At 43.2% G+C, this 14775-nt stretch carries 11 protein-coding genes; 6 read left to right on the top strand and 5 right to left on the bottom strand.

Annotated features, from left to right (window positions below; translation table 11 throughout):
* Window positions 1-145: 145 nt before the first annotated feature.
* Window positions 146-1180 carry a putative 2-aminoethylphosphonate ABC transporter substrate-binding protein gene (locus HQM11_05695; GenBank protein ID MBF0350502.1) on the bottom strand — a complete coding sequence of 345 codons (1035 nt, stop codon included), beginning with the start codon at window positions 1178-1180 and terminating at the stop codon, window positions 146-148.
* A gap of 548 nt (window positions 1181-1728) precedes the next feature.
* Between HQM11_05695 and HQM11_05690 the strand changes: the two genes are divergently transcribed.
* The 3 genes from HQM11_05690 to HQM11_05680 all read left to right on the top strand — a co-directional run bounded on the left by HQM11_05690 (window position 1729) and on the right by HQM11_05680 (window position 3936).
* Window positions 1729-2973 carry a hypothetical protein gene (locus HQM11_05690; GenBank protein ID MBF0350501.1) on the top strand — a complete coding sequence of 415 codons (1245 nt, stop codon included), beginning with the start codon at window positions 1729-1731 and terminating at the stop codon, window positions 2971-2973.
* A gap of 190 nt (window positions 2974-3163) precedes the next feature.
* The gene (locus tag HQM11_05685; protein MBF0350500.1) at window positions 3164-3352 is read left to right on the top strand and encodes a hypothetical protein; all 189 of its coding nucleotides are present in this window, start codon (window positions 3164-3166) and stop codon (window positions 3350-3352) included.
* Between the two features lie 104 nt (window positions 3353-3456).
* On the top strand, window positions 3457-3936 hold the full coding sequence (locus HQM11_05680; protein ID MBF0350499.1) for a DUF1330 domain-containing protein: 480 nt from the start codon (window positions 3457-3459) through the stop codon (window positions 3934-3936).
* A gap of 47 nt (window positions 3937-3983) precedes the next feature.
* Here HQM11_05680 and HQM11_05675 read toward each other — a convergent pair whose 3' ends face one another.
* The 4 genes from HQM11_05675 to HQM11_05660 form a co-directional block, all read right to left on the bottom strand.
* The gene (locus HQM11_05675) at window positions 3984-4253 is read right to left on the bottom strand and encodes a type II toxin-antitoxin system mRNA interferase toxin, RelE/StbE family (protein MBF0350498.1); all 270 of its coding nucleotides are present in this window, start codon (window positions 4251-4253) and stop codon (window positions 3984-3986) included.
* Window positions 4246-4458 carry a hypothetical protein gene (locus HQM11_05670; protein MBF0350497.1) on the bottom strand — a complete coding sequence of 71 codons (213 nt, stop codon included), beginning with the start codon at window positions 4456-4458 and terminating at the stop codon, window positions 4246-4248. The genes HQM11_05675 and HQM11_05670 overlap by 8 nt, the downstream gene beginning before the upstream one ends.
* 139 nt (window positions 4459-4597) lie before the next feature.
* Window positions 4598-8317, bottom strand: a complete 3720-nt coding sequence (gene dnaE / locus HQM11_05665; protein ID MBF0350496.1) for a DNA polymerase III subunit alpha — start codon at window positions 8315-8317, stop codon at window positions 4598-4600.
* 67 nt (window positions 8318-8384) lie between these two features.
* Complete coding sequence (locus tag HQM11_05660; GenBank protein ID MBF0350495.1) at window positions 8385-9080, bottom strand: hypothetical protein; 696 nt, start codon at window positions 9078-9080, stop codon at window positions 8385-8387.
* 320 nt (window positions 9081-9400) lie between these two features.
* Here HQM11_05660 and HQM11_05655 point away from each other — a divergent pair, with 320 nt between their 5' ends.
* From HQM11_05655 to HQM11_05645, 3 genes are all read left to right on the top strand, one after another.
* Window positions 9401-10417 carry a hypothetical protein gene (locus HQM11_05655; GenBank protein MBF0350494.1) on the top strand — a complete coding sequence of 339 codons (1017 nt, stop codon included), beginning with the start codon at window positions 9401-9403 and terminating at the stop codon, window positions 10415-10417.
* Window positions 10418-10766: 349 nt separating this feature from the next.
* Entirely contained in the window at window positions 10767-11972 is a 1206-nt protein-coding gene (locus HQM11_05650; GenBank protein MBF0350493.1) for a hypothetical protein, read from the top strand.
* Window positions 11973-12201: 229 nt separating this feature from the next.
* Window positions 12202-14688, top strand: a complete 2487-nt coding sequence (locus HQM11_05645; protein MBF0350492.1) for an MFS transporter — start codon at window positions 12202-12204, stop codon at window positions 14686-14688.
* Window positions 14689-14775 lie beyond the last annotated feature (87 nt).

Genomic DNA, 14775 nt, shown 5'->3' with positions numbered 1-14775 from the left:
GCTTTCAGTATTCAGCTTTCAGTGTTTATGCGCTTCAGAAGCATTATGACTCAATAGCAGAAAATATCGTTTGGCTTCCAGGCCTTGAGAATTCCTGAAAACTGATAGCTGACGACTGAACGCTTACACTTTTTAAGTGCGGTTCCTACTCTACTTGTGTTTTGGCGCCATAACGTCGTTGCCATTCTTCCAAAATGGATTTTCTGTTTTGGGCTGCATATTGAAAATCGTTTTTGATCATAGCGGCCTGAATATTTTCCGGATAGCCCGGAACAGGTTTTGCCAACCCGGGCATCGCGATGACGGCATAATTTTGATTATACAACGCATTGGCTTTTTCAGAAACGGACCAATCCATCAAAACTTTGGCGGCTTCCAGTTTGGAGGTTCCCCTGATAATGGCCGAAGCCTCCATATCCCAGCCAACGCCTTCGGTGGGCGTGATCAATTCAATCGGAACGCCGGTCGCTTTCAATTGTGCGCCACGATAGGCAAAGGAAACTCCGATGGCGATCGCACCCGACGCGACCAACTGGCAGGGCATTGAACCGGAACGTGTGTACCAGCCGATGTTCCGGTGCAGGGCATCCATGAATTCCCAGCCTTTTTCCTCGCCAAATATTTGTAACCAGGCAGAAACATTCATGAAGCCTGTTCCGGAACTCACCGGATTGGGCATGGTGATCAAACCTTCAAAGCGGGCATCAGCCAGATCCTGCCATGAGTGAGGTGGGGTGAGGCCTTTGCCGGTCAGTGTTTCAGGATGATAACAAATGGTTGCCACCCAGGCATCCATGCCTGTCCAGGCGATTTCCGCACTTGGGTCAACAAATTTTTTATCCAGTTTTTCAACGCCTCTGGGCGCATAGGGTTGTAACAAATCCTGTTCTTTCAACACCATCAGACTGATGGCGGATAAGCCCCAGACAACATCCGCCTGTGGATGCTTTTTTTCAGCGATCAGACGATTTGTGATGATCCCGGTCGAATCCTGAATCCAGCGAACCTGTATTTCCGGATGGTCTTCATTGAACGCTTCGGAATAGCGTTTCAGATCATCCTGTTCGACGGCAGTATAAACGATGAGTTCGGTTTCAGTATAGGGTTCGACTTTTTCCGATTCAGTAACAGGAGCGTCCTCCCCCGGTTGTAGTCCTGTGAGAAGATACACAATCGCCATGGTTAAAACTAAAAAACCTGAAACAATCATAATTCTGGATTTCATGGGAGCCTTTGCGTTTAAGAATTGAAAAACAGCATGGATTTGACCTGTACTTCAAGGCCATATCAAAAAAAAAATAAAAACTAAACCATTAAGTACCCGACTATAATGCAAGGGATCAAGAACAGTGAAATACTGATAGTGCGTTTTCTTCTGGAATCTTCAGTCTTGAAGGGACAAAAAAATAACGTTGGATGCCTTGTATTGTAATCCTGAAACGACCGCCCAGATTCATCAATACCAGGGAGTGTATTTGATTCAGGTGAAAAAAAACCAACCCCGGTTACTGGCTCTTTGCCAACAGAAGTCTATTTTCGGACAGCCTCCTGGCATAAAAATTAAAGCCTATCAATTTTCTCAATTTTTTATGTCGCAAGGAACATGCCAGGAAAAACCTGATTCTGAGTACTATATTTATCGTTTATGTTCAAGATTCCCGCATTTTTCCCGATACCAAAGAAGAGCACTATTTCTGTTTTTTCACTAAATTGTGGAAGGTTCGCGTCATGCGAAAACCATTTGTATCAAAAATTCTGACTGTTTTAATCATCACAGGGATGGTGCATCCAGTGATAGGCGCAGGTCTGAAAGAGTTTACGGGAGGAGTGAGCAACAATACCATGACCATCAATCCGGCCTCCGTGAGTGCCGTCGATCAGGTCCATACCCAATATGAAGTGATTAGTTTTAACACTGACAATTTGCAAAAAACCACACCACTTGCTGAAACAGTCTATAACACAGGACAGTTTAATCATGCTGAAGGATCTGTGATTATTCCAGGTACAGGTGGATCCATCGGCTTTGAGCAGACAGTTACCCTGGAACAATATACTTATCAGTCGAAACAATCTGGATCAGTCTATGATTATTTCAATAATGGCGAGGTGGTATATTCATCTCAGTCTCAAAGTGATCTGGATTTTAACACGGATATCAGCACCTTCACCACATCAGCAGTTCTGGGATACCCTTTTCTGGACAAAATGTATGTGGGTGTGAAACTCAACCGGCGCCTGGTGGACATGAAATATCAATTGAAATATTCCAACACCAGTATTCAGTGGAATAACTATGCCTCTGAAGAAAATATTGGAGGAACCAGAGAATATTCCATCACAGCAGATTATACCTTTGATGAATATGGAGTTTTGTTTCCCTATCTGTTCTCAACGTTTGGCATGGGGTTGTTTTATCGACCGATTGTGGAAATCAAGGCTGATTTGAATCAAATTGACACCTTTCACCAGTACAATGAATCAGGAGGATTGAATTTTTCAAAACCCGAAAATGACACACTGGAAATCAAGGAACCCTCACTCACCATTCTGGGATTTGCCTATACCTTTGATCTGGGTAATTGGGGCGTAGTCCAGTTGATGCGCGATTTTGGTGTATTCAGTGACACAGAAAACAGTTTTCAGGGAATACGCAAAGGGGATGGCATGGACGGTGGACTCATCAGGATTCTGATGCCGCCATTGGTTGATTTGTATTATGGCACTCAAACCAAGGATGTGGGAGAATACAAAGTCACAAAAATCACCTCCAATCTCACGTTTCCGGTATGGGATCTCGGAGTCGTAAGTTTGGGGCTTCAAACGGTTACAGTGCTTGGCGCAGATGCGACCGTTCTATCAGAAGTCACCTATCCAACCATCTCCATGGATCTGAAATTTGGTTCTCCCCGCAAACGCAACTGGTCTCCTGAACCTAAATCAGAGAAAATTCCATTCTTCAGACAATTATAAATCCATCAGAAACCCTCATTTCTTTCATTTCATTGAGGGACAAAAACTGAATGTATTACCTGTACCAAGTATAGCTTGGTAAATGACCCGTCATTTGTTAAATTTTCTGAGTTTTATTTAACTCAAGAGTTGTAAGTTTTCAGTTATCAGCCTTCAGCAACGTGTTTGTGGAAGTTTAGAAGTGTCTCACATGATGGAACGAACTCAAACAAAAACAGGTTTGAGCGTTGTTGTCGATATTATCGACCACGTATTTCTGACAGGAAGAAAAGTAGCAGATGACTTCAAAGAGAGCATGACACTTCTGTTTGATGACTATCTACCCAATTGGAATTACAGAGCTATTCCATTGGGTAAGTTGTTTTTGTACGATTCTTAAGTTGACGACATTGGCCGTGATCCCGGGCAGACACACGAGTCTACCTTTACAGGAAAAAATAAATATTGTAGTGATTTACACCGATTCTGAACTTGGAGGGAGCAATGAGAACTGTGGAACCGTCAGAAGAAAAAATGAATGCCTGGTTGAATGAACCAGTGGATAATAAACCCATTGTCATGCTGAATTTGCTGAGTTTCAATGAGCAGGCGAATTATGAATCAGGAGCTTTGGATTCGAGTCCCTGTTCCGGGAAAAAAGCCTATGATCGTTACAGTAAAGCTGTGATTAATTTGCTTTGGGAAATTGGCGGGCAGATTTTATTGATGGGTAAAGTCAGATCTCAATTGATAGCTCCTGATGAGGAATCCTGGGATCAATTCATGTTGATTTACTACCCCAATCGTGACGCATTCAAAAAAATGGTGACCTCCGACGCCTACAAGAAAATCATGCATCATCGAACGGCCGCCTTGAAGGATTCAAGACTGATTGAAACACATTTGATTAAATTGCCTGACATCGCTTTGAAATTTTTAAGCAAACTCACCCGAATGAAAGCCTTGGTTTCACCCAGAATCTGAAGTTACAGCGCACCAGAAAAATTTCTTAAAATGGCATGTATGTTACTTCAATAAACTTCATCATGAGTACCGATATCAACAAGCAGTACTTTTGTATCAGAAATGAATTTGAAAACCATCCGATACTCATAAGTGATACTGAAAGCATGGTATCCTTCAAGATTACCACTCAATGTATGCGTTTTCAGGAATGGGTGAAAAGGTTCATTGCTGAATAGTTCAATACGGTCCGCAAAACGCAGTAACAAATCAGGGTGTTTCTTTCTCCATTTTTTCAGAGTTCTTAACAGTGACTCATCCCAAACCAGTTCAATCATTCTCAACCATATTCATCAAATCTTTGGCAGAACCAGAAAAATAATTTCCTGTATTGAAATTGGTTTCAGCCACCTTGGCTCTTTTCAGTAATTGTAATCGTTTGGCTTCATGAATCCTGTGATTTAGAGTATCCAAAAGAAATTCCTGATCTTCCAAAGAAAAACTGTCAATCTGTTGCAGTACTTCATTGATGGATATATGCATGATTCCTCTTTATTCAAAATCAGGTTCAGTAAGAACTGTAAAATTTAATGGTTACATTCAACGAAACACATAGTTGATCGTGAGTTCTCAGATATTTGAGTTGTGTCACTATTGAACATAAGGATCAATCCATCAAAACCTAGTATCTGAAATAAATATTCTGATCCTTGAGCATTTCAGCCAGTCGTTCGACCAGCATCGGAGTGTAATTGACTTTTTCCTGAATCTGAATGGTGACATCCACATCATCAGGGCTTCGGAACTTGAAATAGATGGGGTGGGTTCCCGGAAATTTCATAAACTCTCCTCTGACATATTTCAGGTTTTGTTCAGGAATGAGCGTTCTGCCAGTTTCAATGGTCATTGATTTTGCTTTTTCCAGACGGTAATCACTCAACAATTGCAGGCTCTCTGACATAATGCTTACTTCATCCTCCCCCCGATAAACGACCCGGCCTGTAATCAGCAGAGGCTCATCGGAATCCAGCAACTGGCCTGAATTTTCGAAAAGTTGATAATAAACCGGAAACTCCAGACTTCCTTTCAAATCTTCAATTTTAACAATCGCGAATTTCTGCAATTGTTTGTTGAGCCTGATCGTTTTGGAAACCACAACCCCTGCCAGCGCAATCTGTTCGCCTTCCTTAACTTCTTTTTCCCTGAGATCCTGTGTGGTTCGGGTGAGTTGTTGAACTTCTGACATGTAATTATCCAAAGGATGTCCTGAAACATAAAAACCCAGGGCTTCTTTTTCCAGACGCAACCGTTCCTTGTTGGGCCAATCCCGGATGTCCTTGAACACCAGGGGTGTCTCTGTATTTTTGACATCTTCAGCACTGAGTAGATCAAACAGGGAATTTTGATACGGATCGGCTTCACGCTGGAATTCCTGTCCCAGATGAACTGCTTCCTCCAGCGATTCAAACAACTGGGCCCGGTTGGAATGGAGTGAATCAAAGGCACCGCATTTAATGAGCGTTTCAAGCATCCGGCGATTGATTCGCTTGAAATCAACGGCCCGGATGAATTCCATGAAATCGTTCAAGCGTTTGTCAGATCGTGATTCGCGTACATCAATGATAGCGTCCACCGCATTGGCACCCACGTTTTTAACCGCATTCAACCCAAACCTGACGGCTTCCCAGCGAGCCTCCCGGAGCAATGTTCTGAGATAATGTTCCGGCTTCGGCCCGAATTTTTCCAGAGGGGACAATGATTCTATGAACGATTTTTCTGTCTCATAAAGAATTCCCTTCAAATTGCGGACATGTTCCCTCAAGGCGGAGGGAAACTCGTAGTCCTTAAGATATTGCAGTGTTCGGTCTGTTACTTTATAGCCCAGCGGGGAAACCGTGAACTCCTTGAGGCTGGAATTCACATCCGGTGGTAGAACTTGAATCCCCATTTCCTTGCAATCACTGATGAACGTAACAATTTTATCAGGATTGTTGATGGAGCAATTCAACAGAGCCGCCATGAACTGCACAGGAAAATGGGCCTTGAGATAAGCTGTCTGATAAGAAATCAGACCATACGCCACTGTGTGAGACTTGTTGAACCCGTAGCCCGAAAAATAATCAATCAAATCAAAAATTTCATTGGCCTTGTCGGCAGGGCCTACATGAGGCGGGCACTGAGTCATGTATTCCGGATTTTTCAGACACCCTTCCACAAATTTTTCACGTTGCTCTCGCAGAATTTCCGGGATTTTTTTCCCGATCGCCCGTCGCAACAAATCCGCCTGGCCCAGGGAAAAACCGGCAAGTACCTGTACGGCCTGCATGATCTGCTCCTGATAAACCATCACACCATAGGTTTCCTTGAGGATGTTTTTCAGCAACGGATGCGGGTAGATCACTTCCTTTTTGCCATGTTTGCACTGGACAAAATCCTCGACCATTCCAGATCCCAGAGGACCAGGACGATATAGGGCCAGAATGGCGACAATGTCCTCAAACAGGGTTGGTTGCATGTCTGCCAGCAACCGTTTCATCCCGGAAGATTCAAGCTGGAAAATACCAGTAGTTTCGCCGTTGCAGAACAGATCAAAGGTGAGTGGGTCTTCCATATTTATTTTTTCAATATCGACCCGATCTTCCTCAGGAAACTGGGCGTTGATGAGTTTGATGGTTTCATCAATGATCGACAGGTTGAGCAGTCCCAGAAAATCAAATTTGACCGCCCCTTGATCTTCGGCATATTTCATGGTGTACATGGATTGCAGAGCGTCTTCCTTGCTGGTACAAACCGGCATCACTTTCCGGATATCCTGGTCCATGATGATCACACCGGCCGCATGTGTTCCAAGGTGAGTGTTCAACCCCTCCAGCACTCTGCAATAGGCGATGAGCTGTTTTTCGTTGTCTGTTCCCTCCTGTTCGAGTTTTGCCAGTTCCGGTTCTTTTTGAAGGGCTTCCTCCAGAGTGATGTTGAGATCGTTCGGAACAAGCTTGGCGATTTTGTCTGCTTCAGAATAGGGAAAATCTAAAACGCGTGCCACATTCCTGACCACAGCCTTGGCTTTGAGCGATTGAAAGGTCGCAATCTGGCAGACATTGTTTTCCCCATATTTGTGTTTGACATAATCAATCACTTTCTCCCGACCCTTGACTTCGAAATCGACGTCAAAGTCTGGCATGCTGACCCGGTCCGGATTGAGGAATCGCTCAAACAGAAGTCCATATTTGAGTGGGTCAACATCGGTGATTCTCAACGCATAGGCGACCACCGAACCTGCACCGGAACCTCGTCCGGGACCAACCGGCACGCCGTTATCCTTGGACCAGTTGATAAAATCCGCCACAATCAGGAAATATCCCGGAAACTTCATGGAGATGATCACATCCAGTTCAAATTTCAAACGCGCATCATACGGTTTGCGGAATTCCTCAAACGGCTCTTTTGGATGATACAAATCATACAAATGTTTCAACCGGAATTCGAGTCCTTCCCAGGAAGCTTTGATAAACCATTCATCTGGGGTGTAGTCTTGGGGAATTTCAAATTTTGGCAGAAAATACTGTTTGTTATCCAGGGATAGTTCACACTGTTCAGCAATCAGCACGGTATTGCTCAGGACCTCTTCAGGAAAGCCAGCCAGTGTTTCCAGCATTTCTTCTTTTGATTTCAAATATCGTTGATCAGGATATTTAGGGGGGATATCCCGATCCGTCACTCGTTTCTGGAGTCGCATCAGTTCCAGAATATACTGTGCGTCTGACTCTGATTGTTTCAAATAATAACAATCATTGGTTCCAACCAGCGGAATTCCCAGTTTTCGGGCAATTTCCATCAACTGAACATTGATTTCATTTTGCTCAGGGATGCCGGTATTCTGAATTTCAATATAATATCTTCCTTCGAAGACATCTCGATACCAGCCGGCAATCTGCAAAGCTTCCTCATTTTTTCCAGCCAGAAGTCTTTTTGACAGTTCGCCATCCATGCCTCCGCTCAAGGCGATCAATCCATGACGATATTCTTCGAGCATGGCATGATCCGTTCTGGGAACGCCCCAATGCTTGCCTTCCGTGAATGCCCGACTCGCGATATAAGTCAGGTTTTGGTAACCCTGTCGATCGGCGCAAAGCAGCAATGTTTGATACACATTGGTATCTTTCCCGTTTTCACGGGGATCTGTGATGAGACCTTCAGTGACAAAGGTTCCCAGTCCAATGATGGGTTTGATTTTTTCTTTTTTCAGAGCCTGATAAAACTCAACAACGCCGAACATATTGCCATGATCTGTGATGGCACAGGCTGAGAATTCTTTTTCTTTCAAAACTTTGGCTAAGGCCTTGATACGGATGGCACCCTCCATGAGGGAATACTGCGAATGGACATGAAGGTGATTGAACATGATTGAATCTCATTCTGGAAGTGAAATAAAGGGCCATATAGTCTGGCCGGTAAAGAAAATGTAGGTATCATCCTGCCCCGTGTGCGCCACTCACTGGCGAGTTGAGCGCCTTCACAATCTGGTCGGTCATGTTCTGTAAAATTTTAAGATTACCAGCCCGGGACCATTGTCCGAAGGAGGGATGCGGAACAAGGTTCATTTCAGTCTGGATACCAGCTTTATCGAGAAAGGCACGTGCAACATTTCCACATGGAATCAATAACGTTTCTGATCCTGCTTGTTCAATTCTTTCCTTCAAATCAGCCAGAATCATGGTTTCAAGGGTTTGAAGCTGAGGATCTTTTCTTTTTTTGCTTGAGGGGGCTCCGCGCAAGATTGCCAAACAGCGAAGCCATGAACCATAACGTTCCTGCAAGACAGGATCATAACACACAGTCTGCATGGGAATGGGGCAAATGTTCAACAAGCCAATGCCCTGAAACAGGGGATATTTTTCAGAAATATAAGCACCCACAGGTCGGTTGAGTGGACTATCCTGCTGAAATATCAGTTTATCCAGTAATTTTGACACTTCCTTACCGCTGTTCCCTGCCAGGGGAAATCCCTGCTTGACTTCCTGGGTGTGAGGTGATTCAAGAACAAGAATAACTCTGGTTTTGCCCTCAATGACACAATCTGGAACATAAACCCGGGAAAAATCTGATTTAACGGACAAGGGATCCAAGGAATTAATCACAAGTGATAGTTTTTCTACGAACACCATAACGAAAACTCCTTGAATTTCAGAATAGTTTATCCAATTGAGTACAATGTATTGTCTCAATAAAACATTTGCAATTTTGAAAATTTATTGAGATAGTCCCCCAGGTTTTAAGAGACTTTTTACCTGAATCAAAGAATTATTGATTTCGGGTTTCTCAACAATGAGGAACTGTGTTAACACCCCCAATTCATGATCCGCCGCAAATTATGATGTTCCCCCTGGTTTGACAACCATCAGGTTGTGCAAAGTAAACTCTTAAGTCTTTCATTTTTCCGTTTTCCATTAATTATTTAATAATTTATTGTTTGAGAAGGGGATGTATGTCCACCAAATCCATGTCCAGGTATCCTGTGTTTCACAAAAGTCTTATGACCAAGGAACTGTATCCTGAAGCCAAGCACAAGATCCAGTTCACTGAAACACGTTCATCCTGGTTGTATAAGACAGGTGAAACGATCTACAAGATTAAAAAAACTTCTCCAGAATATGCCAACACGGCTGTCAAGGAAGCTTATTGCCGTGAGGAATTCAGACTGGGAAAAATTTTTGATCCTGAGCTGTATCTTGATGTTATTCCAATTTGTCAGAACGGAGAAGACTACGCTTATGGGACCTCGGGACAAGTTGTAGAGTATGCGCTAAAAACGATGGAATTGAATGAACGTTATCTGATGAGTGTTCTTCTCGAAAAGAAAAAAATCACACCCACCTATATCAGTAGAATCGCAAAAAAACTGGCCATCGCTCATGAACAATGCGCCGTTAGTGAAAAAGAAGCGGATGTTGGCCGACCCGAAAATTTTTACAATCTTTTTGAAGAAACCCTGTATCAGTTAAAACGCTATATGGGAAGCTCCGTTTCACAACCCTTGCTGGATATGCTGCGTCATCCTGTGGAAAAATTTATTACAGAAAATCGAAAATTATTCATGAAACGCATTAAAAAAGGGCGAATCCTTCATGGACATGGCGCGTTCATCCCGGAGCATATTTATATTCGTGGTCAAGACATACATTTTCTCAGTCCCCAGGAAATCAATCGTAAAGTCTGTTCGCTGGATGCGGCTAATGATGTGGCGTCACTGTCAGTAGAACTGGTTCAAAAAGGAGAATCAGCGCTCTCAGAGATTCTGATAAAACGATATATCGCTCAAGCCAAAGATCGAGAATTGCTGAAAATGTTGCCGGCCTATCAATCCCTGATCGCCTTGAGAAGAGGGCTTGATCTGCATGAAACTCCGGCAGAATCGGAGGCGGCTCATGTAGAACTGAATCGTCTTGCGACCTCCTATTTTAATTTGGCTGTACAATTCGCAAGAACCATAAAATTTGAATGAAATTTCAGCGTTGTATTCACGCTTTGACTGAAAAATACACATTTATATGCACCTGTCAGCGTACCTTGATCAACGGAATACCTGACAGGTTTTCAAACAAGGTCCTCATTTTTTGAAGTTCCGCCTTTCCTGGATGTTTTCCTGAAAAAATTATTGATTTTCAGAGAAGTCACAGACCCTCTTGCAACTTTGTAACGCACTTTTTGAAGTCTATAGTACAGCTTCATCAATATTGGCATGCCTTTTGCGACACAGTTTTTCAAAGATTTATACTTGCTAGTGTTTCCAGCTTTTGTATATGGAAAAGAAATATCTTTCAGCTTCTATCTTCATTGAACAGGTGACTATTATGAGAAATGTTTCCATATTGAAAACTTTAGGTGTGTTCCTCCTCCTTTTTATTCTGCCAGGATCGTTCCCGCATGCGGAAGAAATAGAAAAAGTGTATGATGTTTCATGGCTTAAGATTTCCCCGGGCGTTGGTGAAAATTACGAGATCGAAATTCCTCCTGAAGATGTTTCCCGAATGAACATTTATCCGAAATGGAAAAAATCTGATAAAGAACTTTCCAAAAAAATTCTGGGACTTGTTCCCAAAGACTCGAGCAGTTACAGTCTGGCATCCACCAAGTTGCTCGAATTGCTCAAAATTGAGGGAATTCATGCCCAGGTGACCATCATGTATTGGGGGAAAGAAGAGATTCATGGAAAACAGGCCTTGGCGATTGCTGAAAAGGAAGGCTTCGATCTGATTTTTTCCATGGGTTCTGAATCAGCCGACTTTGTCCATGAATTTTACAAGGGCGGAAAACTACCCGTGGTGACCTCCACCAATAAAGATCCGGTACCACTCGGACAAATGGCTGATTATGAAAATGGGAGTGGCACCAACATTGCCATGACATCTCTCAATGTTCCCTTGAAAATTCAGATGAGTTATTTGTTTGAACTAAAACCTGACTTGAAAAATATTGGTCTCATGTATGATCAGAATCATGTTCAGGTTATGGCCACAGAGGTTGTGCCAGCTATAAAAGTCATGAAGGATGCAGGGTTGAATGTGATTGATGTGACCGTACAGAATGCGGCCACCTCCAGGGAAACGCTACAACAAGCCATTCCTGAAGCCATCCGAACCATGCAAGTCAATGATCCTGAGTTGAACAACAGCATTTTCTGGATTACCAGCAGTACCGCGGTGTTTGATGAACTGGACACTATCGCCGAGTATTCAGGAAAAGTTCCTGTTTTGGCAACCATTCCTAACGCTGTAAAAAATGGTGAAAAAAGTGCTGTGATCGCCATTGGAATCGATCGGAGAAATAATGCCCATCTGGCCAGTATCTATGCCATCAGAATTTTGCGAGGAGAAGTGAAACCCGGTGACTTGAAAGTTGGGGTCGTTACTCCACCTGATGTCGCAATCAATTTCAGGGTTGCCCAGAAAATTGGATTAAAAATTCCCTTCAGCTTTTTTGAAAATGCCGCATTTATTTATGACTATGAAGGACGGGTGGTCAGGGATTTTGGAGAAAAAGTGGTTTATTCCAAATGATTGTTGAACACCCACTCACCCTAAGGAACAACAAATGAACAAGTTGTATAAGTTTGTTCTTGCCCTCCGTTCCGTGGGGCACGTTATCCCTCAGGCGAAGCTCTGCTTCGCACCCACATGCGGTGGGTTATGGAACGGTTACGAACGGGACGTTCGTAACCAAAAATTTTCCCTGTTATTTTTTGAACGTTCCTAAGTGCTCAATGAATTCAATCAGAAAAGAGGTTTAATGAAATTCCGAAATTTGATTTTCAGTGGTCCTATTATAATCATAATGATCCTGACAATGTTACTGTTGACTTATATTGGCTATGGTGAAGCAAACAGAAAATATCCTTATTTTGAAATTGGAAAACTGGCCACTCAGGGCGAAATTATAAAAAACAGTTTTGACAGTTATTTACAGGCAGGTTTGCCCTTAAAGCAATTCAGTGGATTTTCCAGCCTGAGTGATGCCCTGCTGTCATCAGATCCGCACATTGAACACATCAAAATTTGGGATTCTCGAAAAGAAGAAGTTTTTTTGAATCCTCAGAGTCACATATCTGATGCTGAACTGAAACAGGAATTGTCCACCAGAGTTTATTATCCCAGCAGTATTGCGTTAGGGCATGAAACCTTGATTGTGGAAGAATCCGCAACCACTTACAGGGTGGTACAGAATCTCGAAAGTAAATTTGGTTTGGCTGGTTATGTGGTGCTGGAAGAGCGCAAGGAAGATGTTTCCTCATATCTGAGTGAAAAATATAAAACCGTGTTTCTCTTCTTTATTCTAATCTCTTTGGCTTTTATCGGATTTGTGGTTGTTTATGAACTGTTGCCCGGAGTCAAAAGAAATCGTAAATCGGTGTTGAAATGGGCCTATTTTTCAAGTTTTATGCTGATGTCCGGTATCATCGCCCTGGTGATTGTTCAGGTCTATGAACATGGCGCTCTTTCCAAGACACAAGCCTTGTCTTCATCCATGGGTAAACGTTTATCCGCTATTGTTGAACTGGGGATTGACATCGCTGATATTGGCGGCATCAATAAATCAATGGTCGATTACAAATCCAATAACCCTGATATCAGTTCCATCGCACTGACCAAAGATGGAATCTCCATGTTTCATACGGATCCTGATAAGGTTGGCTCCCAATACCAATCTCCGGAAGGAACCATCAGTTATGATGTCGCCTTGGATAAAGGAACTACAGCTCAGGAATTCAGGGTTGCAGTGACCATTCCGACAGATGTGGTGCGAGACGCGATTCTTGACAGTGCCAAAACATTCATTGTGTTACTGATCGCCTGTGGACTTTTTTCACTGATATTCCTGGATGCCGGAACCACACTGGTCTTCATGGCAGAAAAATCCAAATCTTCCCGGGAATCGTCAAATACAAGTAACAGTCAGACACTTTCAGATTTTGAAATTGGTTTGACCCTGATTAAACCCGCGTATTTTCTAATTGTGCTGGTGAATGCCCTTTCCATTTCTTTTCTGCCTCAATTAGTAAAATCCATGGCGGTTGATTCGGGTTCGTCCATTGCCTCAGCCTCACTCCCTTTTACAATATTTTATCTCATATTTGCTGCGGTTCTTATACCCGCCGGACATTATGCGGAAAATGGCGATCTCAAAAAACTCATGGCGTGGGGATTCGCGGCTGAAGTCATTGGTCTGGGCTGTGTGGCCGCTACCAGCGATTATTGGGTACTCACTATTGGTCGGGCAGCCTCTGGGCTGGGGCAGGGATTTTTTCTCATTGGTTTGCAATCGTATACTCTGGCGGTTACACCTCCAGATAAACGAACTCAGGGAGCCGCTGTCAAGGTGACAGGACGTAACGCGGGACTCATTGCCGGTACCTCCATCGGAGCTTTGCTGTATGCCTACATGAATTATCATTATCTGTTCATGATTTCGTCATTGATCAGTCTCGTGGCTATGGGCTATCTATGGGTCTTGGTCCCGAACGTTGAAGAAATCATGAGCAACAAACCACAGGTTAAAAAAGCTCCAAAAAAACAACCTCTTCCGCTCAGCCAAAGCATCATCATAGTTTTGAAAGACATGGAATTTCTAAAAACGTTGGCTCTGGTAGGTTCGATCGGTAAAATTGCTATTGCCGGTGTGGTGATGTTCGGGGTGCCACTTTTGCTGTCTCAGCAAGGCATTGCCACTGAAGACATCGGTCAGTTTCTCATGTTATATTATATTTTTTCAATGATTGTGACCCATTTTGCGTCAAAGGCCGTTGATGCCCTTGGTAATACTAAAATGGTACTGTTTCTAAGTGCTTTGATTGGCGGGGTTGGAATGTTTATTCTGGGTTTTATTGGTGTGGATCACACGGTCACCAGTATTCTGCCTGGAATCAGTTCACTTTCAAATATGGCGCTTGAGTTCAACGGCTTTCTTGCCTCTACCGAAATTGCAAACATCAACACCTACACGATCATCCTGTGCTTGTTGCTGGCAGGCATTTCCAATGGTCTTCTGGCTGCGCCTGTCATGACACATATTTCCAAAACACCATCAGCCGTGACCTATGGTGAAAAAACAATTTCTGCCACCTATGTTTTTCTGGAACGCGGTGGCCATGTTGTTGGCCCCAGTCTGATCAATTTTCTGCTGGCATTGAGTTCTAACAGCCCAATTGCTATTTCTTTCTTCGCTCTTCTCAGCATCGTTCTGGGCTTGGGCTTTCTGTTTTGGTCCAGGGTGAAGTAAGCCTAATTGTATCAAGTGGACTGGTTTTAAAAAATCTGATTTTCTGCTTGAATATATACAAATGGTTGGGTATCTTCCCCGACTTAC

It is taken from the genome of SAR324 cluster bacterium, from assembly GCA_015232315.1.
Taxonomy (GTDB): Bacteria; SAR324; SAR324; order SAR324; family NAC60-12; genus JADFZZ01.
The sequence above is the reverse complement of the archived record's forward strand: the minus strand, read 5'-3'. Positions and strand labels throughout refer to the sequence as shown.